The sequence below is a fragment of the Sporomusaceae bacterium ACPt genome, assembly GCA_041428575.1.
In the GTDB taxonomy this organism is placed as follows: Bacteria; Bacillota; Negativicutes; order Sporomusales; family Sporomusaceae; genus Sporomusa_D; species Sporomusa_D carbonis.
Map to the genome: position 1 here is coordinate 2,036,676 of CP155570.1, position 23,872 is coordinate 2,060,547.

Consider the following 23,872-nt stretch of genomic DNA (forward strand, 5'->3'; position numbering starts at 1 on the left):
CTTTGCCTCCTTATGTTCGCATTATACCAATTATACCAAAAAATTCTAAAGATAAGTATACCGCATAATTTTTTCTTTGTTAACACCCTAATCGCAAAAATATTAAAAAAGTGCACTATTTTAACAATAGTTTAGCGCCAACTGCAAGTAATACCATTCCAAATATTTGTTTGGGACTGCATGCCATGCGTTCAAGGCCAAAGCCGCCAAAGTGGTCAATAATAATCGCTGTTAATACTTGTCCAACAATTATTGCTGTGGTGGCATTGGCTACGCCAACATTAGGAATACTCGCAGCCACCAGATAGATAATGGCCACGCCGATGATACCGCCAAACCAGGAATACCATGGCGCGTCAGGCCATGCATATATATTGCCTTTACCCATTTTAAAAACAAGCAATATCAATACCAAAACAGTGCCGGTAATTTGAACGACAAAGGTTGCCTCCAAAAGACCAATTACTTTACTTAACGCCGAATTAAGTGATCCTTGTACTGCCATCAAGACTCCTGAAATAAGTGCCAGCGCCAACGGCAACATTTCATTTGATAAAAAATTCATGCAACCACACTCCCGTTATAAAGCTTAACCACAAATGTAGTATAATTCCGGGAGCATGTTTATATTCTGATGAAAATTTGCGAATACAATTGAAGAAAAAAGAGCAGGCCGAAGCCTGCTAATTTTATCAATCTATTACATATACAGTTACTTTTTGAACACCGAAATCCAAAGCATCACTACGGCTGTCGAAGGCTAAATCAATACGGTTGCCCTCAATCGATCCGCCGATATCATCAGCTATTGCGTAGCCATACCCTTTGATATACAGACGTGTTCCTAACGGGATAACCGATGGGTCGACAGCAACTAAGCCTTTACGCAAACGGTTTCCCCGGTATGTATAATTGCCGTTTCCGGGATCATATGCCGTATAGGCAGATGCCTGCATAACCAACGAACGGCTGTATCTACTGGGTTCACCAGCCAAACGTGCAAGGTACATAAAGGTTTCTTTATCAACAACACCGTTTGCGTTAAGATTGTTACTAATTTGAAACTCTTTTACGGCTCTAGCGGTAACCGGACCAAAGACACCATCAATATCTCCGGCATAAAAACCGGCTTCAGCGAGAAACTTTTGCACCATTCGAACATCATCGCCACGCATACCCACGCTTATGAACTCCCCGTCCATAATTTTCCCCGGCGGCGCAGCTAACCCCACTGTCGGGGTACTAAGACCAAGCAGCACGGCAAACGCTAAAATTACTGCCCAAAAAGCTCTCTTCACTTGTATCACCTCTCTTATAATGCGCCTCCGAGGTTAGCTGTCGGGTTAGGGTCAAAGAGAAGGAAAAGAGAATAACCCTTTCGCCACTTGGCGGATTCACCCCTATAATCTCTACTGGTTCCCCCGTACCTATAAGGATTCGGCATTATAGATATAATAATGCTGGATTGCCAGATTAGTCAAACGTAGCATATTACTATATTCGTGTTTTATCACGCATTATTGCAATTTTGTTAAAAATTCGTTAAAATTTCTTAATATTTATTAGTACTATAGTCCAAGTGAAGCACAAAACTCCTTAGTAGCTATACCGGTTACAGGTAATCCTTTATCCGTCTGATACGCCCGGACAGCATCTTCGGTCATAGTCCCAAACAGTCCGTCAGCCCGGCCCTGGAAGTATCCCAATTCTTTAAGTTTGAGTTGTAAGGCAACTACATCAGATCCCGAGGTTTTATACTTGAGATTTCTATCAACCTTAATTTTTCGGCCTTCAATTCGTACCGCCGTACCAATAGGCACCCATTCAAACAGTTCTTCAACATCTTTATTGCGCATCCTGATGCAGCCATGACTGGCAAACTGGCCAATTGACCAGGGTTTGTTGGTGCCATGAATTCCGTAAGTACCCCAGGGCACGTTAAGTCCCATCCAGCGTGTGCCAAAGCCTGTTCCCCAGTTATAGTCCTTCCACACTACATTCCATTCGCCGATTGGTGTAGGTGTTTTACTCTTGCCTACAGCAATGCGATATTTTTTATACAACTGATCATCATTGTAGACTTCAAGTACCCGTGATTCAAGTTTTACTACCAAACTTACTTTTCCCGTGGGTGCTTGGTTGGGTTGGTTTTCGCTGATCGAAGCCAATTCCATCTCATCCATATACTCAAAGCCAATAATGCCAAAAACAATACTTAAAATGGCCAAAATTGCTACCCCGTAAAATATTCGAAAACACCTGAATCTGAACGACCATATAGGACTCACTCTATCCCTCCTACCAGCCAGTATTCTTCTCGAAAATATATGCAACTGGACACAATGATATGAAATAAAGAAAACCGGCCGTAGCCGGTTAATTGAGGACATATACTTTTACTTTTTTAATGCCGTAGTCAAGCGCCTCTTGTCTGGTGTTAAAAGCCAGGTCAATCCTGTTACCTTTAATGGCGCTGCCTTGGTCAACGGCAATAGCATTACCGTAACCTTCAACCCATAATTGTGATCCCATCGGAATAACATTAGGGTCAACGGCGGCCACACCTTTTTTTACTTTACCACCTACATAGGTCAGGTCATTCCACTTACCGTTGTCAAGCGGACCAGGACCATACGCAGTGGCTGTCATGTCAATCATCTTGCTATAATTTCGCGGAGCGCCGGCAAGCGAATTGTTATTTTCTACGGCGTTGGGAGTTAGTATATTGCTATTATTGAATAGCATAGCAAGCAGGGCAATTTCTTTTTGGTACCCAGCTAAACGGTCAGTTACCTGTTCCTGGAATTTTTCCTTTACTGTGTTACGGGCTGCACTCTCTACTGCATTCATAATACTGGCTTTAGCATCTGTTTGGTCTTGACCAGACAGTTGTGCTGCCACTGCCGCAATATCATTAACCATATTGCCTTTACCTGCACGGTCAACAGCAGTTTTAGCGACTGTTCCCCACAGAGCCTCTTTATTGCCTTGTTCTAAATCATTTTTTATTTTTAGTAACTCTTGTATTTGAGCGGCAGTTGAGTTGCTGACAACGGCTTCAGACAGCTTGTCCTCCAAAAATGCTGCTTGTGCCTTAGGCATGGCCGGCGGCAAAAACAGCGGTAGTGCGAAAACCATCAGCAGGATAGCAGTTATCCTATTCTTCAACGGTATATACTCCTTTCACTTGATGGTTTAGGTTCGAAAGACATTCTACCATATAGTTTACATAAATAACAAGCGGTAAAATTAACTAAACAAACCCGGCTGTTGTTAACAACCGGGTTAATCGGTATTTGTTAATTCAGGCAGTTACAACACCATTTGTAAAAACAGGAGTTACTGCCAAAGTATCCTGTTCTAAACATAAAGCAACATCGTTAGCAAAACCAATACTAATTAAATATTGGGCGTGCGATGACTTTGCCACTTTTTTTAACAAATCAGCGGCAAAGTCACGGTACATAGCCTGAGCAGCTGCAGCCGTATCACTCAAAATAGCTTTGGAGCTCAAACGGTCGGCTAGAAGACCGGCACATAAGGCATCTTCCAGAGAAAATTGCCCCTCCGAGCCTGCGCATAAAATTACAATATCTTCTTGGGTATTCAGCAACAGTTTAGTTACAGAAGCAGCATTAGCAAACGCCAGAATATATACCCTGTGCGCCACAGCTGCCTTGCTTAGTGCCAAAGTGCCGTTGGTGGTAGTCATAATAATCGTTTTGCCTACTACTTGTTCCTCAGTGTACTCATAGGGTGAATTTCCTAAATCAAAGCCCGGGATTAACAGTCCTTTACGCTCACCGGCAAGCAGTGCATCAGGGTATTTTGCTTTTATTTCCAGGGCTTCTTCAACGGTCTTTACAGGTATCACTCGCTCACAACCGTTTACACATGCAGTTACAATACTGGTTGTCGCTCTTAGCACATCAATAACTACTGCATTATAACCGATATACTCGTCATAGTTAAAATCATTAGGAGTAAAACAGACATTAACCTTCACAATGTACCTCACAATGGCTTCGAACTATTTATTCTTTCGTTCTATTTATTCTTTTGTTATGACCCTTCCGAACTCTCGACTTACTTACATTTTGCCAATTGATATAGTGCCTCGGTTAGTACGTCAAGGCCGGCGGCTATGTCATCAGGGGCGGCATATTCATTGCCGTTGTGGCTCACACCCTGTTTACACGGAATAAATATTAACCCTGCTGGTGCTATATGCGCCATATTCATAGTATCATGTCCGGCAAGGCTATCAAGACGCAAACTTGGTATTTTTAACTGTTGGCAAGCACTTTCGACCGTTTCAATGATAGTTTCATCCAATTTTACCGGTTTGTCTGAAAATAGTACTTCAATAGATACCGGTGTGTCATTGTCATCAGCAATTGTACTAATCGCGTCCTTTATTTCTTGAATCATTCCGATGACGCTCTCGTGATCTGTGCCACGAATATCAACCCACATCTCGACTTGACCAGGAATAACATTAATTGCGCCTGGATATGTTTTTAAAATTGTCACTGTAGCCACTGCGCTCTGATAAGTGTATTCAGTAGCAATATCCCGAACAGCCAGTACAATCATGGACGCACTAACCAACGCATCTTGCCGTTCTTCTATTGGCACAGCGCCGGAATGGCCCGCTGTCCCCACCACTGTTATCTTTAGCCTGGTAGGAGCGGCAATCTTATCAACAATTCCAATACTAATTTTTTCCTGTTCCAGAACCCGTCCTTGTTCAATATGTAGTTCAAGGAATCCTCTAATACTATTTTTCGGCCTGGCAGCAGAGCCAACATTTTCTATTGGGCGTCCTATAGCGGCCAACTCCGAGGAGAAGCTTATGCCATCCTGATCTTGGGCACGCATCCAGGCAGAAACATTAGCTAGACCGGCCATTGCTTTGCTTCCGATGGTCGCAAAATTAAATCTGCTGGATTCCTCTGCAGCAAATACAACTACTTCCAGCGGATATTCAAGGCCACTACGCTCCTTTAATCTACTAACGGCTGCCAAGCCGCATACAACACCCAAGGCACCATCATATTTTCCGCCCGAAGGTACGGTATCAAGATGTGAGCCTGTTATTACTGCCGGGGCGTCTGCCTGAATACCCTCCGGTTCAAACCGGCCAATTATGTTGCCGACGGCATCAATATGTACAGTAAGGTCCTCAGCCTGCATAAGCTCAATAATGTAGTTCCGTGCTTCATGGTCAGCTTTACTGAATGCCAGCCTTGTAATCCCTGACCGTCCTTGTCCAAACTGAGCTATACGCTCTATTTGTTCCAGAACCCATGCCACATCATGTGAATTTTTTGCTTGAATAGCCACCGCCCCCTTGAGCATATTCTTTACTGACAGTATACTGCTATTTTATTAAAAATTCCATATATTGCATAAGTCTTTTCATTAGAATTTGGCAATGATGGATATAATTTCTGATAATGAAAACGAAACGCCTGGCTGAGCCAGGCGTTTTAAGTTTAGCCTAAAATTCCTTGTTTTACGTTGTCCAGACCCAGTCGATCAATCATCATGCCAATACGCTCATGATTACGGGCGTTTTCTTTATAATAGGCGATAATTTTTTCAATAAGTGGCAGTACTTCTGCCTGTGGTATTTGTTCAGCCAGTAGATCACCTATTCTCGGTCTGGCGCCAGCACAGCCACCAATAATAATTTTCCAACCCTTGGCTGTGCCAATAAGGCCAATATCTTTAACGCCACATTCAGCACACGAGTTAGTACAGCCGCTAACGCCAATCTTAAGTTTGCCTGGCAATTTCATGCCATGATACAGTTTGTCGAGTTCAAGACCCAAGGTTAAACCGTCTTGCTGGGCACGTTTACAAAAATGTGTTGCCGGACAAATTTTTACGCTACGGACACACAAACCTACAGCAGCACCCTTATTCATATCCAGTTCTTTCCAGGCAGCGTCAATTTTTTCTTCAGGAATACCAACAATGGCAATCCGCTGCGCTGAAGTCAACTTAAGCGCTTTGGCACCGTATTTTTCAGAAACGTCTGCTATTTTCCTTAATATGTTGGGGTCAAGAATAACACCACCAGGTATATGAGGAGCAATAGCATATGTCTCTCTGTCGCGCTGAATAATAGCACCTTTTTCTAATAAATCTGTTTTAACTTCCATGAATCCAAACCTCCTGCAAGATAATTATATGTATTGGAATATTATTATAATTGGATATTAATTGTAAAATTCCTGCTACATATTAATCCCTTTTTTACATTTACCCAAAAAAATATAGCGCCTGAAAGACGCTATATTTTCCTTTTTTAATAACTTGTTTCACGCCCAGCCATCAAGCATCTCACGTAGTTTGATCACATGGGTCTGCTCTTCAGCTTTCAGCAAGTTGAATACCTGTCTGGCCTCTTCAAATTTAGCACATTTGGCCAAAGCGTCATAAAACAGAATTGAATCCTTTTCATCTTGTAGCGCAGCCTTCAAAATATCGGCCATGCTCTTAAATTCAGGAAATACTTTGTCTTTAGGGAAGATATGCGGTTCGGCAAGAACGGTAAGATACCGTGAAGTTTCCTGATCAAACAGATAATCATCAGAGCCGGCTAGTTTATTTTCTTTAATTTTATTATAAAGATGAGTAAATTGATCATGGTGATGGATTTCTTCATTCATAAGGAACATGAACAAGTCTTTGTGCGCCTTAGTTTCGGCTTGTTCATAAGCCTTTTTGTAAAAATCCCGGCCGCGGGCTTCCATATCAATGGCAATTCGCAGTGCTTCCAAATCACTAAATAAGTTGCCGATATTACAGGCATTCTTTTCCATACAGTAACCTCCCTTTGCTTTTAAACTTACTGATATATTCCATGTTTCCTAGCAAATTCCTGCTACTGATATGACTCAGTCATTTCTAACCTCCGGGGTTATAAAAATTGTAAATAGTTGGTAAAAATTAAAATGTTGTAGGCAAAAAATCCCCGGCTGGTCTCCCGCCGGGGATTTCATTAATTTACACCACTCTTAGCAGATATGAATCATGTTTTTCTTGTATTGAGTATACAAGGCAGTTAACTCATTCATTTTTTCTGACATTTCAATTTGCAGGTTAGAAGCAGTGTCAAAATCACCAGCTTGAATAGCTTCTTTAATCCGGGTAAATACGCTCTTTTGCGCAATGCTATCTTTAGCCAAGTATACTCTGAGACTGTTTATTGCGGCCCAATTGCTTAGGTCAAGATCGCTGGCCGAATCAGCGTCATGGAGCGGTTTAGATTCTTTAACAATATCAAGATTCTCCGGAATAATGCGGTTTAACAGTTCGGTCTTCCAACGAACCAAAGCACCAGCTATAAATGCCTCAATAAGTTCGGGACGGAATTTATTGCCAGCAGTAAGAGCTTTAACTTTTTCGGGATATTTTTGAATGCTTTGCATATTTTCCCAAACAGTGGCAGGCGGTTTGCCAAACAAGCGATCACGCTCTTCCGCAGTATAATCCTCAAATACATCATGCTCACTGCGATAAGCCCGGTCAGTTTCAAGATAGAAACCTGGCTGACCAACATCTTTGGACAGCTCTGCATCAAGCTCTTCGACAGTTTTACCGGCATTAATAGCCGCTTTAATACCGTCAAACATGCTCATATATATAGCGGTAAGAGCGACGTAAGTATTGGTATAGGGGTTCGGGGCGCGGACTTCAAATCTAGTAGCCAGCGGATTATTGATATCGCGTACAAGACCAGCCAGAATAGTTCTGTTACGGGACGGTACTGCCGGATTATGTCCTAAGGAAGTTACGATACATACCGGAGCTTCAAAGCCGGGCTTTAAACGATTGAGCGAATCATTTGTGGAGGATACAAACGGATTAACAACTTCATAATTTTTCAGGAGACCCATAATAGCGCCATAGCCAATTGCACTTAAGAAATATTTCTTCATATCAGCCGGCGAGAACAAGTTGACAATTTTGCCAGATTTAAGTTTTGCCGCCATACCAACATGAGTATGTTCGCCGTTACCGGCAACACCAATAATTGGTTTAGCTTTGAAAGTTACCTCAAGACCGTTGGCCCGGAAGGCTTCTTTGATTGCAATTCTGGCTTGAAGCTCATTATCTGCAGCCTGAATGGCATTGGCAAACTTCCAGTCGATTTCAAGCTGTTCCATAACATGACTCAGATGACCGGTTTCATCAATTTTAGCTTTGATACCGCCAACTTCTTTATGGCCCATCTCGGGTTCCAGTCCGTATTTGGCAAGTAAATTCAAAGCCTGTTCCAGAGCAGTGCGGACGTTGCCGCGGGTACGTTGCCAATATTGTTCCTGCATAACTTGTGAAGCTGACAATTCCTCAACCTCAGCCTTATTGGCTGGGGTTTTTACCCAGAACTCAAGCTCAGTGGCCGAAGTAAAGATGATGTCTTCGACATCGGCGCCGTCAATATTTTCAAGACCGGCGATCTTACCGTTCTTTTTAAACAAAGCAAGAAGCTCAGTCTTGATATATTCAAGACTATCTACTAAAATAGCACGCGAGTCTACTTTCAGGCCATTATGTACTAAGAAAGCAGGGATACGAAGCGTACCCACCGGCTTACCGGTTTCCTCATCAATATTTTCATAATTATAGTCAACAAACCAGTTAACATTTGGATCTGCCAGCATGTCAACTTTGGCATTATTAAGAGTTGCAATACCGGTCAGAACAACTGACGATCCGTCAGTCTGTACTGCGCCGCCGCTATAAAAATCATCAATATCTTTAATAAACAACTTAATAGGAATTTTTTCGTCGGTGTCATTGCCGGCAAGGTCAATACCTACGAGTGAAGCAAACTTAATTTCCGGGTGATTATTAAGCAAACTTAGTAGCTCTTCTTTACTATACTTACCGGCCGGAATGAGATACACTAAATCTTTTACCATTTTTTTCACCTCATACACAAAATGTTTTACAGTATAGCTTCTCACAACAGACCTTAGTCAATTCCTAAAAAAATATAGACTCCCCCCACTGTACAGCGCGAAGGAGTCATCATTGACTCAGGCTTTTTTTAAATATGTTTTTATTATAGCATAAAAATGCTCTTTGTCTAGATATCAAATTACATTTTTTAAAAAAATTTTATTGCGGTAATTCTTTTGTATATTTCGATCCGCGTGACAGTTTTTTACCGCTTTTCATTTTGGCAATAGAATATGAACAGTAATGTAATGCTGGTCCCCATAATGCTTGATAATCAACTTAGCAGTAACAACAATACAACTAAAATACATAAGTATTATAATCCCATACTTTACATTTGTAATTTAATAGGCTAATATTTTTATAAAACTGAAAGGATGATTGTAAATGGACTTACTTGAAGCTATCTATAACCGTCGTTCTGTGCGGAACTATGCCGATAATCAAGTTGATAAAACTACAATTGAAAAATTGCTGGCTGCCGCAGTGCAAGCCCCCAGTGCCATGAATTCACAGCCCTGGTCCTTTGCTGTAATTCAGAATTCAGACCTGTTACATGACTATTCTGACCGCAGCAAAAAACTCCTTCTGAATTCACTTGATAGAATACCTCAACTTACTAAGTATAAAGCTGCACTGGAAAATCCTGATTTTAATATTTTTTATAACGCCAAAACTCTCATCATCATTTTTGCAAAACTCACAGGTTTGCATGCTGCCGAAGACTGTTGCCTGGCTGCCCAGAACATTATGCTGGCTGCCCACAGTTTGGGGCTTGGTACTTGTTGGATCGGTTTTGCCCGCCCATTTTTAAACCTGCCGGAAATAAAACAAGAACTAAGTATTCCTGCCGAATATGAGGCTGTAGCACCACTCATTGTTGGCTACCCGCAAATTAACCCGCCGGCAATACCTAAAAAAGCACCGGAAATTCTATTCTGGAAATAGAACAAAAACCCGCAGCCTGTCAAAGTCTGCGGGTTTTTATCCTGATAGAAAGTATGACTCTCTGCCAGGATAAGGGCAACATAGGCTTCCGCTTTCGCCAAAGGCCGGCGCAAGCCGTGTTTTCTTTATTACTCTTGTCTGAGTAGTCAATAAGCCGAGTTCTGTTCCGTGTAAACGGTGACGATCATTTATCTGGGCCGGCAGTTGCCTGACGGCTCTAGCGACACAACCCGGAAGGTTCGGCGGGCCGCTTCATCCCTTCCCTATTCGGTCTTGCTCCAGGTGGGGTTTACCTAGCCAGTCAGTCACCTGACTGCTGGTGCGCTCTTACCGCACCGTTCCATCCTTACCTGGCAAAGCCAGGCGGTCTACATTTCTGTGGCACTTTCCCTGAGGTCGCCCTCGCTGGACGTTATCCAGCACCCTGCCCTGTGGAGCTCGGACTTTCCTCGAATGCACAGGCATCCGCGATCATCTTTCGTACTCAGACGCTATATTAGTATTGGATGCTTATTGTAGCATTAATCATAAAACAAGTCAACAGGACACAATTATTTAAGACCCAATAGCTTGACGAATTGAACGGACTTTTGCCTGAATATCAACCGCACCGACAATATCGGTAACTAACGCAACAATTTTAGCGCCACGTTGTTTTACCTCATGGATATTGTGCTCTTTTATACCACCAATGGCAACAAACGGGATATCATGATTTTTAACTATATACTCAAGATACTCAAGCCCCACCGGATCACACACATCTTTTTTAGTTCTGGTGGCAAATATCGGGCCAACGCCGATATAATCTACAACTCCTGATGCTACCGCAGCTTTAGCCTGCTCCGGTGAGTGCGTAGACAAACCAAGAATCATATTATCACCGATTAACTTCCTAACCTTTTCCGGTGGCAGGTCATCTTGACCAATATGTACACCATCAGCCTCAACCAACATAGCCAAGTCCACATGGTCATTGATAATAAAGGTTACGCCTGCCTTATTTGTTAGTTCCCGAATTGTGAGACATTCTTCATACATTTGTCTGGCTTTTTTATCTTTTTCGCGGTATTGAATGACTTTAATCCCGGCCGCAATCATCAGTTCGACTACTTCGGCATTGCTTCTGCCAAGAGAATATTCTTCGGCAGTTAATCCATATAGATCAGTTGTTAGGAAATTCGCCATACCAGGTCTGGATAGCACAATCTGACCTCCTTTATATACTAAGTTAGAAAATAATTTAAAATAATATCTGCTTGTTTGGCAGCGGCGATATGGACACGGGGGGCAAGCGGCGGACAATCTGGTCCAATTGCCGACGTCAAATCTCCAACCAAATAAAAATTTTCTTTGATCTGCCGAATGACAATATCATCACTGTTGCCCCAACCGGCCAGCCCCGAGGCGGCTACCAGCAGCTTTCCCGAGTTGATGTAAGTTTCAACAATCAGTTTTTTGTATTCCGGTCGGTCAAAAGCTTCAACAACAGCGTCACAGTCAGCAAAGAACCCGGCCGCCATATCGCTCTCAAATTTTCCTTGTATTATTTCAATATTAATGTCAGGATTAATAAGCAGTAAATTGTCTTTGAGGGCTTCAACCTTAGATCTTCCAACCTGATGCATAAAGTAAAACTGGCGGTTTAGATTACTGGCATCTAGTATATCAAAATCGATAATCTTAAAATTTCTAAAACCGGTACGCACTAACATTTGGGCGCAATTAGAACCCAATCCTCCCGCGCCGGCAATACCAATTTTGATTTCGGCGATTTTAGCCAGTATGTCAGTAGGTAAATATCTGTTTAGTCCCTGTTCAAACTGATTCAATACAGCCATGAAATATCACCATATTTGCCAGTCTTTGTAAACAGGTTGGTAGTTTTGAGAATAAAGCATAGCTGCTATGTCGGCCACATCACGTTCGTCAGATATTTCAAATTGACCTACTGACGCTTTCTCAGCATGTCCGCCTACCGCCGTGCACGACCCGGCCGACATCTTAGTAATTCCCAGTCTGACCATATTGTCGCGCATTTTGGCGCTCTCACGGGTAGACAGTGTTATGCCGCTACGCGGCATAAACAGTCTAAAGGCCAAAACATACTGGACAATATTTTTATCAGTGACAATTACTTTTGGTGGGAAGCCGCCGACATGCGGCCGCATTCTCGGTGGCGATATGCTGACCTCGACATCAAGATATTTGTTTTGCAAATAATCGGCGTGTACTCCGGTGAAAAAGGCTTCGCTGCGCCAGTCGCTCAGACCTAAAAGTGCGCCAATATTGACAGTCCGCATACCGGCCTGGCAAGCCCGCTCCGGAGCGTCAAGCCGGTACCGGTAGTCCCGCTTGGGACCGGCCGGGTGCAGTTCGGCATAAATCTCTTCATCATAAACTTCCTGATACATTGTGACCCCATCTACTCCGGCTTCAACAAGTTCTTTATATTCATCAGTATTAAGCGGATATACTTCAATACTGATGGATGTGAAATAATTCTTTAAAGTTTGTACACATTCTTTAATGTAAGCAACTGAAGAGTGGTAACGCGACTCGCCGGTAAGAATGAGGATATGTTTTAAACCGGTAGCGGCAATAGCTTCAGCTTCAGCAATCACTTGTTCCTGTGATAGTTTTTTCCGTTCAATATCGTTATGAGCATGAAACCCGCAGTATACACACTGGTTAACACAGTAATTAGCCAAATACAATGGTGTATAAAGCAGCATTGTATGCCCGAAATGCTGTACTGTCAGGCGGTGAGCCTGCTGGGCCATGGCCTCTAAATGTTTTTCCGCCCTAGGTGACAATAGCGCTAAATAGTCAAGTACTGTCAAACGCTGTTTGCCAATAATTCTTTGAATATCAGCATCGGTGATTTGGTCAAAAAACTTGTCAAAGTTTAGGTCCCGATAGTTAGATAGTTCTTCATAAACACTCATTTGTCATCCTCCCCCTCGCCCAATTTACTCACGTAGAAAGCCGGTCAAAGGTGATGAGGCGACAGCATAATCCTGAATGGCGCCAGGCCCGGCCAGAAACGCTTTACGCCCTGCAGCAACCGCCAACCCAAAGGCTTCAGCCATAACTACTGGATTAGCAGCTGTTGCTACTGCTGTGTTGACCAGTACCGCGGCTGCTCCCATTTCCATAGCCTCAGCTGCCTCTGACGGGCGGCCAATACCGGCGTCAACAATAATCGGCAATGGAATTTCTTCAATAAGAATTCGTACCAGTTCTTTCGTTCTTAAACCACGATTAGTGCCAATCGGTGCCCCGAGCGGCATAACAGCAGCGGCGCCAGCTTCAGCCAGTCGTTTGGCAACCATTAAGTCAGGGCTCATATAGGGAAGTACAACAAATCCTTCAGCAGCCAAAATTTCGGTGGCTTTAATGGTTTCGATATTGTCCGGCAACAAATGCCGGTTATCTGAAATAACCTCAATCTTAATCCAGTCGCCACAGCCCGCGGCGCGGGCTAGCCGGGCAATCCGGACGGCTTCATCCGCAGTTCTGGCACCTGACGTGTTTGGCATAAGCGTACAATCTTTAGGTATATATTCAACAATGTTTTCTTCCTTATGTTCTGGGTCAACCCGCCGCAAAGCTACGGTCACGACCTGTGAACCTGATGCTTTGATGACCTCAGGAATAAGCTTGTTGTTGGAAAATTTCCCTGTTCCTAAAAACAGCCGGCTTGTCAATACTTTATCACCAATTTTTAATAGATCCTGCGATAAAGTTGTTTCCATTATAATCAGCCTCCCCCTACAAAATTCACTACTTCCAGGCAGTCTTCCGGTTGAAGAACAATAGTTTGCCATTCATCCTTCCTTACTATCTTTTGGTTGTACTCGATAACAATAACTTCTGGGTTAAACCGCTGCTGGTCGACAAGTTCAGCAATGGTAAGACCATCCGAAACCAGCAGTTCCTTGCCATTTACAATAAGTCGCAAACGCTTCCCTCCTTTTCTTTTTTTAGAAATTAAAAGCGCACCATCCGCTTTGTATGGTGCGCTTTGCCTACAACACGACCTTCCTACGCGGGCATTATCCCTATCAGGTATAGAGGTCAGGTACTTACTAGTCCACTCTCAGCCCATAACATGAGCTCCCTCGGCCAATCAATATTTATTTATACAAGTTTATTTTATACCAGAATTGTTAAGCCGTCAAACTATGCATAGTGGCAATAAATTGACTAATCATAATTAAAATATAGAAAAAACGTCTTGATTGGTATTATTGGCAATGATATCCAATTTCCAGCTATTTTTGACAGCTGCTTCTGCCAAATAATTGGCTACACATTCAACTACTGGCTGTTCAGTGGCAAAATGTCCGGCATCAATAATTGCCAGCCCCTCAGCAACCGCCTGCTGAGCCTCGTGGTATTTTACATCGCCTGTTACCAGAACGTCAGCTTTAGCTGCAATAGCATGTTTAATCAAGCTGGCTCCGCTGCCGCCGCATACGGCCACCCTAGTTATTTCATTGTTGGTAGAACCTGCCACTTTAACATAATTCACCTTTAATGCTGTCTTTACTTGCCTAATAAAGTCCTCAAGCCGCATTGGATTTGGCAACCGGCCAATCCTTCCTAGACCAAAACCGGCGCCGCCAGTTAACAGCAGATATTCATCGTAGGCAACCTCTTCATAAGGATGAGCCGCCAACATGGCATTAATTACACGGTGGCTTAGTGTTGCCGGTACAATAGTTTCTAAACGGCATTCATCAACATATTCCAGCTTGCCTTGTTCACCAATAAACGGATTGGTTCCCGCCAACGGCAAAAAAGTTCCTGTACCTTGAATTTGAAAAGTACAGTGACTGTAATTACCGATGTGGCCGGCGCCAGCCTCAGTCATGGCCGCGCGTACCTGCTCAACATGTGTGCCAGGTACAAATACAACCAATTTATGTAGACGTTCCTGATAAACAGTTGTTAGTGGCTTAACATCTTGCAGTGACAACTTTTGTGACAACACATCATTGACACCGCCATTTGTGCTGTCAAGGTTGGTATGGGCAGCATATACAGCTATACCTGCTTTAATCAAGGATGATAATATATTACCTTGCGGCAAATCGGTGCGGATATTGGTAATACCTTTAAATATCAGCGGATGATGGGCAACAATCATGTCAGCGTTTGTTTCAATTGCTTTAGCAACAACTTCTGCATTTACGTCCAGAGTAACAATAATTTTATGTATGTTTTGTTCAGGATAACCAATGAGCAACCCGATATTATCCCAATTTTCAGCCAAGTGTTTTGGAGCCAATTGTTCTAACGTATCCATAATCATCCGGCATTTTACAGACATGCGTATTTATCCTCCAATTCTCTTAGTTTTCGGACAAACTCGTTGTATTTAGCAGAGTTAATAGCTGCAGCGCTACCTTCCATAGCCGAAAGTACCCCCTTTAAATGACTCATAAGCTCATAAATATGTTGTTTAAGGAGCGGATGTCTTGTCTGCCAAAGCAGTGGACCAATTTCGCATAATACTGGATCAATGGGCAAACTATCACCTGGTTCAGCGGCAATAATCTGGTATAGTCTTCCTTCTTCCTGTACAAGCTGTTCGTCAATAATCTGCCACCTGTTGGCCTGAAGCCAGTTTCGAACAAGCGCGGCAGCAATCATGGGCTGTAAAATAATCCGCTTTAACGTAGCCATTACTGCCGGCGAGGAACTCATAATATCAATTATATTGGCTCCCCCAATGCCGGCAATAACTGCAACATCAGCTTCGCCAGGAGCAAGGACAGCCAAACCATCACCCAACCGTACTGAGATTTTTTGTTCCAAATTTACCGCTGCAACAGCATTTTTCGCTGATAAATACGGACCATGATGAACATCACCGGCTATGGCGCAACAAATAATCCTCTGTTCTACCAAGTATATCGGCAAGTATGCATGATCTGTACCGATATCGGCAAGAGTTACTCCGGCAGGAACCATGTCTGCAACAGCTTTTAACCGTTCGCCTAACTTCACCTAATAGTCAATCCTCCCTTTAATTTCTTTGTTAGTATTTCACTTAGTACATAAAAATCCTATTATACATATACAGGATAGGATTGTATCATATCATTTGCAGTGGCCTATGTATAGTAAAAAGCCTGCGAAGTTAACTTCGCAGGCTAATATTCAGATGGTGGGCGATGACAGGATCGAACTGCCGACATCCTGCTTGTAAGGCAGGCGCTCTCCCGGCTGAGCTAATCGCCCAATATCACAGGTTCTCATTTTACCTATCGGCGCGTGAGAACCTGGTTCGCTGCTTATGGTGACCCGTAAGGGAATCGAACCCTTGATACCGCCGTGAAAGGGCGGTGTCTTAACCTCTTGACCAACGGGCCAATAAACATATGGTGGGCCCACCTGGGATCGAACCAGGGACCAGCCGGTTATGAGCCGGCTGCTCTACCGCTGAGCTATAGGCCCTGAGATGTTAAAACAGGTTTTCCGAAGAAAGCCTGTTCAATCTACTTATAATGGCTCCTCGAGTAGGACTCGAACCTACGACCGATCGGTTAACAGCCGATTGCTCTACCGACTGAGCTATCGAGGAATATCGCCAACGTTGATTATTATAAAACAATGTAGCGGTTACGTCAAGTATTTTATTACCTTTTTTATTCTAGAAAATCCTTCAATTTTTTACTGCGGCTCGGATGACGAAGTTTTCTCAATGCTTTAGCTTCTATCTGACGGATGCGCTCACGAGTAACACCAAAATACTGGCCTACTTCCTCAAGGGTGCGGGCCCGGCCATCATCCAGGCCAAATCTAAGTCGCAGTACTTTTTCCTCGCGTGGCGTAAGTGTTTCAAGCACTTCTTCTAGCTGTTCTTTAAGTAGCATGAATGACGCAGCTTCAGCCGGGGCCGGAGCGTCCTGGTCTTCAATAAAATCCCCTAAATGGGAATCTTCTTCTTCGCCGATTGGCGTTTCTAAAGACACAGGTTCCTGGGCAATTTTCATAATCTCCCGCACCCGCTCAACACTAACATCCATGGCCTTGGCAACTTCCTCTGGCGAAGGTTCACGTCCCAATTCTTGCAGAAGTTGCCTGGACACTCTAATAAGCTTATTGATTGTCTCAACCATATGAACAGGAATACGGATAGTACGGGCTTGGTCAGCTATAGCCCTAGTTATTGCCTGGCGTATCCACCATGTCGCATAAGTACTAAATTTATAACCTTTGTTATAGTCAAACTTTTCTACAGCCTTGATCAGGCCTAAATTACCTTCCTGAATGAGATCAAGAAATAACATGCCACGGCCAACATAACGCTTGGCAATGCTTACAACAAGCCTTAAATTAGCTTCGGCAAGACGGCGTTTAGCCTCTTCATCACCCTGTTCCATCCGTTTGGCCAGCCTAATCTCCTCATCGGCCGTTAACAGCGGTACCCGGCCAATTTCCTTTAGATACATACGAACCGGGTCATCAATACTTATGCCTTCAGGAATGGTGAGATCAATATCTACTTCTTCGGCCGTTGCTTCAATCTCAGAAATGTCTGGGCCTTCAATCATTTCAACATCCGGAACTTCGTCAACAATTTCAATACCCTTATTACTGAAGATTTCGTACATATCGTCAATCTCATCAGGGCTCATGTCTTCGGTCTGCATGGTATCCATGATTTCAGCATATGTCAGCATACCACGTTTTTTACCTTTGTGTAAAAGCTCATTGACTTGCTCTCCCGGCATATTTTTCTTATCGGCCATAGTTTTCCCCCCTTCCCTTGGCAGTTAACGGTATCAGATTTATCAACAAGAACAAGTAATTATTAATGATGTAATTTGCTAATTTCATGTTTAATTCGCTGACTTTCCGCCAATTCCTGCAGAAAGTTACTATCCCCCATGCGTTCTAATTCATCGGCGGTTAGCCGATGTTGTTCGTATAAGGCGGTCAAATGTGCCAGCCTAATGGTTTTTATACAATCGTCAACAAATTTAACCCTGTCATCAAACTGTATATCTATCAACATAATATGCGAAAACTCACTTCTTGCGTTTTCGCTTAAGCGGTTTATACCGGCGTTAATCGTTGCTTGCGTTATATTTTTTTCCATATTATACGCATTAAATAAGAAATTAATTATCTCTTGCTGCAAACCGCCTTGTATTTCATCTGGTGAAAGCTTAGCCAAGACATAAGGGATAAGTGATGGATCATCGCACATCAGTCTGATAAGCTGCCGTTCAGCCTGAACCACTGCTGGAGCCGGTTGCTTATACAAGAGTGCAATATTTATAGTTTTCCCGCTTTTTACAATTTTATCCTTTTTGGCTTGAACAATATACTTTGTTATTTCACTTCTTAAGGCACTTTCATCAACAGTAAGTATTTGGGACAGCCGGGTAATATGGGCATTTACTTCCACAGCGTTGTCGGCTTCTGCCAAAATGGGCGCCAATTTTCCAACTACGGCAATTTTGCCCTGTACAGTTGAATAATCATCAGATTTAAGCGCCCGGTCGAGTTGATAGTCGAGCAACGGTTGCGCTGTTTTGAGCAAATCTTGAAAAGCTGAACTGCCATGTTTCCTGACAAATTCGTCAGGGTCTTTACCATCAGGAACAGACACTACTTTAACCGTTGCACCTAATGAACGCACTGTATGCAAGGCCCGCACCGTAGCATTTTGCCCGGCAGCATCGCTATCATAAGAAAATAGCAGTTCGGCATTAAGTTTAATCAGGCTTCTGGCTTGTTCAGGAGTAAACGCCGTTCCCAAAGATGCTACAGCGTTTTTTATGCCTTGACTATACAAGGTTATAACATCCATATAGCCTTCTACAATAACAACTTGGCCTGACTCACGAATATGTTTGTAGGCATTGTCAAAACCGTACAGGACATGACGCTTGTTAAAAATCTCAGTTTCCGGCGAGTTAAGATATTTAGGATGAGTATTGTCTAAAACTCTACCGCCAAAGCCAATAACCCGCCCTCTCGCATCACTAATCGGAAACATAATCCGGTTGCGAAAGCGGTCATAAATACCGTCACCTGAATTACGGGCGACAGATAATCCTGATTTTAGCAGTATATCAAGAGCAATGCCCCGTTCACGAAATGTTATTGATAGTTTATCCCACGACGGCGGCGCAAAGCCTAGCTTAAAAAAATCAATAATTTCTGCCGATACACCACGACTGGCTAAATACTCGCGGGCAGGTTTGCCATAGTTGGTCTTGGTTAGACATGCGTAAAAAAAATCTCTGGCTAATTCGTTAACCTGGTATAATATGGCAATTTCCCGGTCGCGGGCCTGCTCGCGCGGCGTTTTTTCTTTTTCCGGTAACGGAATATTGAGCTTTTTCGCTAGCAGTTTCACCGCTTCAAAAAAAGTAATATTTTCAACCTTCATTAAAAAGTTAAAAACATTGCCGCCTGTCTGACAGCCAAAACAATAGAAAAAACCTTTATCCGGAGTTACCGAAAAAGACGGTGTCTTCTCTTGATGAAAAGGACAACAACCCCAATAATTTTTTCCCTTCTTTTTTAATGACACATAATCTGAGACAATACTGACAAGATCGCTCTCCGACCGCAATCTATCGATAAAATCATCGAAAGTTGCATCTTTCATAAACTCACCTTATCCAGGCAATAACAAATTTGCTGATTGTTTTTAGCGTTTGCGAAAATGCAAAAAGTTCCAAGCTTTGACTTTATTCTACATTAAGACTAATATTCCTGCCAGAGGGCAGGCAATCAGATAAAGTAGTTTGGTCAATACCTACGAGTCAAGTCTTTCTTATCATATTTATTTTATTAATTATTATTCCATGCAGATGACAAAATTCCTCTTTTATCTCTTGACAAAGGTAATAATATTTGCTCAGGAAAAAAAGCAGAGCTATTGTTTAGCTCTGCTAATTATTTGGGAACACCCCAAGTAGCGGGGATAAATAGTTTTTCAAATTGCTTGATAGCATATAAGTCAGTCAGGCCGGCAATGTAATCAACAACAATTGTTTTTAGCCCCCATCGTTCTTCCCGCTCCAGGAATTCCCGCGGCAAGCTGCCAGGGTTGGCTACATAGTATTCGAAAAGTTTGCTGACAACATACTTGGCTTTTTTTCGGTCAGGCTCAAGTTCAGCCGAGTGATAAATTTTCTTAAACATAAATTCACGAAATTCATCCATAGCAGCTTTAACCCGCTTAGACATTATAATTTCGCCTTTGTTATCCGATTCCATAATAATATCGGACACCATTACGGTTATCATGCTTGACGGATCTGTCCCTAATACTTTACTTACATTTAACGGCAAATCAGACGGCTTCAACATACCTGCGCGGATGCCGTCGTCATAGTCATGGCACAGATAGGCGATACGATCGCCAATACGGACAATGTTGCCTTCAAGCGTAAATGGCTTATTATCTCCGGTATGGTTTAAAATGCCGTCTCTAACTTCTGCGGTCAGGTTAAGCCCCTGACCACCTCGTTCGAGGTGCTCTACCACTCTCAGACTTTGTTCATTATGATTGTAGTGTCCGATAAGTTCCCGCAAAGCATATTCGCCAGCATGGCCGAACGGGGTATGTCCAACATCATGACCTACGGCAATTGCTTCTGTCAAATCTTCGTTTAGCATAAGACCACGGGCAATTGTCCTTGATATTTGCGCAACTTCCAGACTGTGCGTCATCCGCATGCGATAATGGTCGCCAGGCGATATATAGACTTGTGTTTTATGCTTAAGACGCCTGAAAGCTTTACTGTGGATTATACGGTCCCGGTCCCGCTGAAATGCAGTTCGGAAATCGCATAGCGGCTCTTCCCGTTCACGGACGGCTTCACGGCTCTTCGCGGCATAGGTCGATAATATTTTAAACTCCTGTTCTTCAATGCGTTCACGAACATTCATGATTGAGCAGCCTCCTTTCATATAATTATACATTATTTACCTTTATTGCACTATAGGCTGTTCTGAGTTGAACATTTTTCCATAAGCAAAGTATACTATTTTTTGCTATAATATATTAAGAAAGGGAAAGGAGAATTGATCATGAAATACAAAACATTAGTAATAACTTTAGTAGTACTTATCTTCTTAACTGGAATTGCCGCCGCTAAACCAGTAATAACTGCTGACCGTACATATTTTGACGTCAATACCGGGCTATACGTATTGAATGGCAATGTTTACATAGAAGTCGGCAAACGGGTTATTACGGCCAGTCAAGCCAAAGTTAACCCGGTCACCCTTGAAGTATGGGGCGCAGGCGGCATCTCGGTAACTCAAGGCGATATATATTTTACGGGAGACAGTGTTTATGTTTACGGTACAAAAGATCGGGCAAAAATTGACGGTGGCGTAAACCTTTCCCGTACTAACCTGTCAATTTCAGCGGATTCCGCAGAGTTTAACTGGCGTACCAAAGTGGCCAATTTCAGTGGTAATGTCAATGTGGTTCAAGACGGCAACAGTTGGTCAGCCGATTCTGTCAGCTACAACGTTGAGTTAAATACTTTTTTATGATATATGAAATCCAATAAAGATTTTTTCCAGGCGTGTTGTTAGTAACGCTCCACCGCTGGCGCTTGACTTACGCTTATACTAACAACACGCCTGGAAATCTTTATTGGATACTATATAGCTTAGTCAGGACCACCCGTAAAACGGGTGGCTTGCTTACGCCCTATAAGGGCAGAGTACTAGCTGAGTCTCAAGACTCACTGAAAAAGTCCACCAACCGCATAACCTTTTCAGTCAGCCCCTAAAGGGGCTCTTTTTATGACTTTTTCACGGGCTCACCCGTAAACGGGTCTGTCAACTCCTTCAAACTTAACTGGTCGGCAATTATATCTTCTTGTAACTGCTCACGGATATATTTGGCTATTGCCTCTTTGTTTCGTCCCACCGTATCCACAAAATATCCTTTGCACCAGAAATGTCTGTTTCCATACTTATATTTCAAATTCGCATGCTTATCAAATATCATTAGCGAACTTTTCCCTTTTAAGTATCCCACAAAAGACGCCACACTGATTTTCGGTGGTATACTTACTAGCATGTGAATATGGTCGGGGCAAGCGTTGGCCTCTAGAATTTCCACGCCTTTGTACTCACAGAGCTTCCTTAGGATTACACCTATATCCGATTTTATTTTTCCATATATCGCCTGTCTACGATATTTTGGTGCAAATACTATATGATATTTACACCGCCATTTACTATGTGCTAAACTCTTAGTATCATCCATTGGATGCGCCTCCTTTGTTCAGAGTTATGCGGTCGGCAAACCTGCATTTATTCTATCAAAGGAGGCTGTTTTTTTCGACGTATAGCTATAAGCTTTTTGGAACCACATGCATAGCATGTGGTATTCTGCTTACGCAATAAAAATATTCCTGGCGCGAACGCCAGGAATATTTTTTAATGATTTGTCAGTTTATTTTTTTGAACTACTTCTAATATTTTATTGGCAGTCTCTTCTATAGCTTTATTTGATACATCAATTACTGGACATCCCAGTCTGCGCATAATTGAGCGGGCATAATCAAGCTCCTCATTGATCCGCTCAAGATTGGCGTAGCTGGCGTCTGGCGCCAGCCCCATAGTTTTTAAGCGCTCGCAGCGAATTTCATTAAGCTTGAATTTGTCAATAACCAATCCGACAATGCGATGCGACGGCACTTGGAATAGTTCCTGCGGCGGCGGCACTTCCGGCACTAGCGGCACGTTAGCCACCTTAACCTTTTTGTGAGCCAAGTACATACTTAGTGGCGTTTTCGAGGTACGCGATACACCAATAATTACTATATCGGCTTTTACGAGTCCCAATGGATTTTTACCATCATCATATTTGACAGCAAATTCCACCGCTTCAACCCGTTTAAAGTACTCCTGGTCCAGCTTGTGGATTAGACCAGGCGTAAGGCGTGGCACCATACCGGTGATGCTTTGGGTGGCATGGATCATCGGGCCCATAATATCAATTGTTGGAATATTATATTTTGTTGCCTGTTCCAGCAGTGCTTCTCGCAAATCAGGAGATACCAGGGTATGGCAAATAATACAAGTATGCTTGGCAGCCTCTAACACCGTTTCGGCAATTTGTTCTGCCGAATTGATATAGGGAATTCGAATAATATCGAATTCCTTGGAATCAAACTGACTGGCAGTCGCCCTGGCAACCATCTCGGCAGTTTCACCGATAGAGTCTGACAATGCATAAATAATCGGTAGGTTAGCTATAGCCGTTCCCCTCCTTTTCCCTCACCAAGTTCAACAAACAATCGGGCAATATTGGTTTTAGTTAACCGTCCGACCACTTCATAAGTCTTTGCTCCCGGCTGACTGGCCGGGGAAACAACCGGCAAACTGTCTACCTCGTTATCAATAATTTTTTTGGCAGCTGTTAAAACAGATTCTTCCGGTGTGGTTACAATGATTTTTGGCATAGGTGTCATAACTACTTTAACAGGCATTTTCTGCAAATCCCCGCCTCCCATAGCTACTTTAAGCATATCTTTTCGCGATACAACCCCGGCCAAAATCCCACCTGGCTCAACGACAAATACCGAACCAACATCTTCAAGAAACATAGTAACAACGGCGTCATAGACACTTGTGCCGGAAGTAACGACCACCGGCACTGATTGCACATCCTGCACCTTAATCCGACTAATTTTTTCAACAAAAATATTCATGGCGTTTTTTCCGGTATAGTAGTAACCAACTTTTGGTCTGGCTTCGACCATTCCAGACATTACCAGAATTGCTAAATCAGGTCTGAGCGCCGCTCGAGTCACATTAAGGCGTTCAGCAATCTGCTCCCCGGTAATTGGGCCTAATGTCCTAACCATCTCGGCAATTTTCTCTTGCCGCGGCGTTAAACCAATAACTGCCACCCCCTTTTACCAGTTACGGGTAACCC

The 23,872-nt window shown here is 43.0% G+C and carries 24 protein-coding genes, 4 tRNA genes, 1 other RNA gene and 2 riboswitches; of the genes, 2 read left to right on the forward strand and 27 right to left on the reverse strand.

The window, feature by feature from the left end; genetic code table 11:
• Positions 1-115: 115 nt before the first annotated feature.
• The 9 genes from SCACP_RS10380 to SCACP_RS10420 all read right to left on the reverse strand — a co-directional run bounded on the left by SCACP_RS10380 (position 116) and on the right by SCACP_RS10420 (position 8,939).
• Positions 116-565 carry a DMT family transporter gene (locus SCACP_RS10380; RefSeq protein ID WP_425061252.1) on the reverse strand — a complete coding sequence of 150 codons (450 nt, stop codon included), beginning with the start codon at positions 563-565 and terminating at the stop codon, positions 116-118.
• A 127-nt stretch (positions 566-692) separates the two neighbouring features.
• Complete coding sequence (locus SCACP_RS10385) at positions 693-1,298, reverse strand: peptidoglycan-binding protein (RefSeq protein WP_425061253.1); 606 nt, start codon at positions 1,296-1,298, stop codon at positions 693-695.
• Between the two features lie 6 nt (positions 1,299-1,304).
• A riboswitch (cyclic di-AMP (ydaO/yuaA leader) is annotated at positions 1,305-1,453 on the reverse strand.
• A 115-nt stretch (positions 1,454-1,568) separates the two neighbouring features.
• Positions 1,569-2,228, reverse strand: a complete 660-nt coding sequence (locus SCACP_RS10390; protein WP_425061254.1) for a L,D-transpeptidase family protein — start codon at positions 2,226-2,228, stop codon at positions 1,569-1,571.
• 148 nt (positions 2,229-2,376) lie between these two features.
• Positions 2,377-3,168: a 3D domain-containing protein gene (locus SCACP_RS10395; RefSeq protein ID WP_425061255.1), complete on the reverse strand. Its 792-nt coding sequence runs from the start codon at positions 3,166-3,168 to the stop codon at positions 2,377-2,379.
• 136 nt (positions 3,169-3,304) lie between these two features.
• Positions 3,305-4,006, reverse strand: coding sequence for a 2-phosphosulfolactate phosphatase (locus tag SCACP_RS10400; RefSeq protein WP_425061256.1), 702 nt, complete (start codon positions 4,004-4,006; stop codon positions 3,305-3,307).
• Positions 4,007-4,086: 80 nt separating this feature from the next.
• Positions 4,087-5,316, reverse strand: a complete 1,230-nt coding sequence (locus SCACP_RS10405) for a Zn-dependent hydrolase (protein ID WP_425061257.1) — start codon at positions 5,314-5,316, stop codon at positions 4,087-4,089.
• A 182-nt stretch (positions 5,317-5,498) separates the two neighbouring features.
• On the reverse strand, positions 5,499-6,170 hold the full coding sequence (locus SCACP_RS10410; RefSeq protein ID WP_425061258.1) for an NAD(P)/FAD-dependent oxidoreductase: 672 nt from the start codon (positions 6,168-6,170) through the stop codon (positions 5,499-5,501).
• A gap of 159 nt (positions 6,171-6,329) precedes the next feature.
• Positions 6,330-6,833, reverse strand: coding sequence for a ferritin family protein (locus SCACP_RS10415; protein ID WP_425061259.1), 504 nt, complete (start codon positions 6,831-6,833; stop codon positions 6,330-6,332).
• 195 nt (positions 6,834-7,028) lie between these two features.
• On the reverse strand, positions 7,029-8,939 hold the full coding sequence (locus tag SCACP_RS10420; protein ID WP_425061260.1) for a glutamine synthetase: 1,911 nt from the start codon (positions 8,937-8,939) through the stop codon (positions 7,029-7,031).
• Between the two features lie 427 nt (positions 8,940-9,366).
• On the opposite strand from SCACP_RS10420, the gene SCACP_RS10425 reads away from it, so the two are divergent.
• Entirely contained in the window at positions 9,367-9,927 is a 561-nt protein-coding gene (locus SCACP_RS10425; RefSeq protein WP_425061261.1) for a nitroreductase family protein, read from the forward strand.
• 135 nt (positions 9,928-10,062) lie between these two features.
• Here SCACP_RS10425 and rnpB read toward each other — a convergent pair.
• From rnpB to SCACP_RS10500, 15 genes are all read right to left on the reverse strand, one after another.
• Positions 10,063-10,414: RNase P RNA component class A (gene rnpB, locus SCACP_RS10430), an RNA gene on the reverse strand.
• A gap of 68 nt (positions 10,415-10,482) precedes the next feature.
• Positions 10,483-11,133: a thiamine phosphate synthase gene (gene thiE / locus SCACP_RS10435; RefSeq protein WP_425061262.1), complete on the reverse strand. Its 651-nt coding sequence runs from the start codon at positions 11,131-11,133 to the stop codon at positions 10,483-10,485.
• A gap of 20 nt (positions 11,134-11,153) precedes the next feature.
• The gene (thiF, locus tag SCACP_RS10440; protein ID WP_425061263.1) at positions 11,154-11,768 is read right to left on the reverse strand and encodes a sulfur carrier protein ThiS adenylyltransferase ThiF; all 615 of its coding nucleotides are present in this window, start codon (positions 11,766-11,768) and stop codon (positions 11,154-11,156) included.
• A 6-nt stretch (positions 11,769-11,774) separates the two neighbouring features.
• Positions 11,775-12,875: a 2-iminoacetate synthase ThiH gene (gene thiH / locus SCACP_RS10445; RefSeq protein WP_425061264.1), complete on the reverse strand. Its 1,101-nt coding sequence runs from the start codon at positions 12,873-12,875 to the stop codon at positions 11,775-11,777.
• A gap of 24 nt (positions 12,876-12,899) precedes the next feature.
• Positions 12,900-13,685, reverse strand: a complete 786-nt coding sequence (locus tag SCACP_RS10450) for a thiazole synthase (protein WP_425061265.1) — start codon at positions 13,683-13,685, stop codon at positions 12,900-12,902.
• Between the two features lie 5 nt (positions 13,686-13,690).
• Positions 13,691-13,891 carry a sulfur carrier protein ThiS gene (thiS, locus tag SCACP_RS10455; RefSeq protein WP_425061266.1) on the reverse strand — a complete coding sequence of 67 codons (201 nt, stop codon included), beginning with the start codon at positions 13,889-13,891 and terminating at the stop codon, positions 13,691-13,693.
• A gap of 63 nt (positions 13,892-13,954) precedes the next feature.
• A riboswitch (TPP riboswitch) is annotated at positions 13,955-14,063 on the reverse strand.
• Between the two features lie 83 nt (positions 14,064-14,146).
• The gene (locus SCACP_RS10460; protein WP_425061267.1) at positions 14,147-15,265 is read right to left on the reverse strand and encodes a Nif3-like dinuclear metal center hexameric protein; all 1,119 of its coding nucleotides are present in this window, start codon (positions 15,263-15,265) and stop codon (positions 14,147-14,149) included.
• Positions 15,256-15,945: a tRNA (adenine(22)-N(1))-methyltransferase gene (locus SCACP_RS10465; protein ID WP_425061268.1), complete on the reverse strand. Its 690-nt coding sequence runs from the start codon at positions 15,943-15,945 to the stop codon at positions 15,256-15,258. Before SCACP_RS10465 ends, SCACP_RS10460 begins: the two co-directional genes overlap by 10 nt.
• A 158-nt stretch (positions 15,946-16,103) precedes the next feature.
• A tRNA-Val gene (locus tag SCACP_RS10470) sits at positions 16,104-16,179 on the reverse strand.
• Positions 16,180-16,235: 56 nt separating this feature from the next.
• A tRNA-Glu gene (locus SCACP_RS10475) sits at positions 16,236-16,310 on the reverse strand.
• 10 nt (positions 16,311-16,320) lie between these two features.
• Positions 16,321-16,395, reverse strand: a tRNA-Ile gene (locus SCACP_RS10480).
• A 51-nt stretch (positions 16,396-16,446) separates the two neighbouring features.
• Positions 16,447-16,522, reverse strand: a tRNA-Asn gene (locus tag SCACP_RS10485).
• 64 nt (positions 16,523-16,586) lie between these two features.
• Positions 16,587-17,693 (reverse strand): RNA polymerase sigma factor RpoD, encoded by a 1,107-nt coding sequence (gene rpoD, locus SCACP_RS10490; RefSeq protein ID WP_425061269.1) that lies wholly within the window; start codon positions 17,691-17,693, stop codon positions 16,587-16,589.
• A 62-nt stretch (positions 17,694-17,755) separates the two neighbouring features.
• Positions 17,756-19,567, reverse strand: a complete 1,812-nt coding sequence (dnaG, locus tag SCACP_RS10495; RefSeq protein ID WP_425061270.1) for a DNA primase — start codon at positions 19,565-19,567, stop codon at positions 17,756-17,758.
• 290 nt (positions 19,568-19,857) lie between these two features.
• Positions 19,858-20,856, reverse strand: coding sequence for a deoxyguanosinetriphosphate triphosphohydrolase (locus tag SCACP_RS10500; RefSeq protein WP_425061271.1), 999 nt, complete (start codon positions 20,854-20,856; stop codon positions 19,858-19,860).
• Between the two features lie 141 nt (positions 20,857-20,997).
• Between SCACP_RS10500 and SCACP_RS10505 the strand changes: the two genes are divergently transcribed.
• Entirely contained in the window at positions 20,998-21,471 is a 474-nt protein-coding gene (locus SCACP_RS10505) for an LptA/OstA family protein (protein WP_425061272.1), read from the forward strand.
• A gap of 253 nt (positions 21,472-21,724) precedes the next feature.
• On the opposite strand, the gene tnpA is transcribed toward SCACP_RS10505, so the two are convergent.
• The 3 genes from tnpA to SCACP_RS10520 all read right to left on the reverse strand — a co-directional run bounded on the left by tnpA (position 21,725) and on the right by SCACP_RS10520 (position 23,846).
• On the reverse strand, positions 21,725-22,195 hold the full coding sequence (gene tnpA / locus SCACP_RS10510) for an IS200/IS605 family transposase (protein WP_425060335.1): 471 nt from the start codon (positions 22,193-22,195) through the stop codon (positions 21,725-21,727).
• A 173-nt stretch (positions 22,196-22,368) separates the two neighbouring features.
• On the reverse strand, positions 22,369-23,163 hold the full coding sequence (locus SCACP_RS10515) for a pyruvate, water dikinase regulatory protein (RefSeq protein ID WP_425061273.1): 795 nt from the start codon (positions 23,161-23,163) through the stop codon (positions 22,369-22,371).
• A gap of 23 nt (positions 23,164-23,186) precedes the next feature.
• Complete coding sequence (locus SCACP_RS10520) at positions 23,187-23,846, reverse strand: helix-turn-helix transcriptional regulator (RefSeq protein ID WP_425061274.1); 660 nt, start codon at positions 23,844-23,846, stop codon at positions 23,187-23,189.
• Positions 23,847-23,872: the final 26 nt, after the last annotated feature.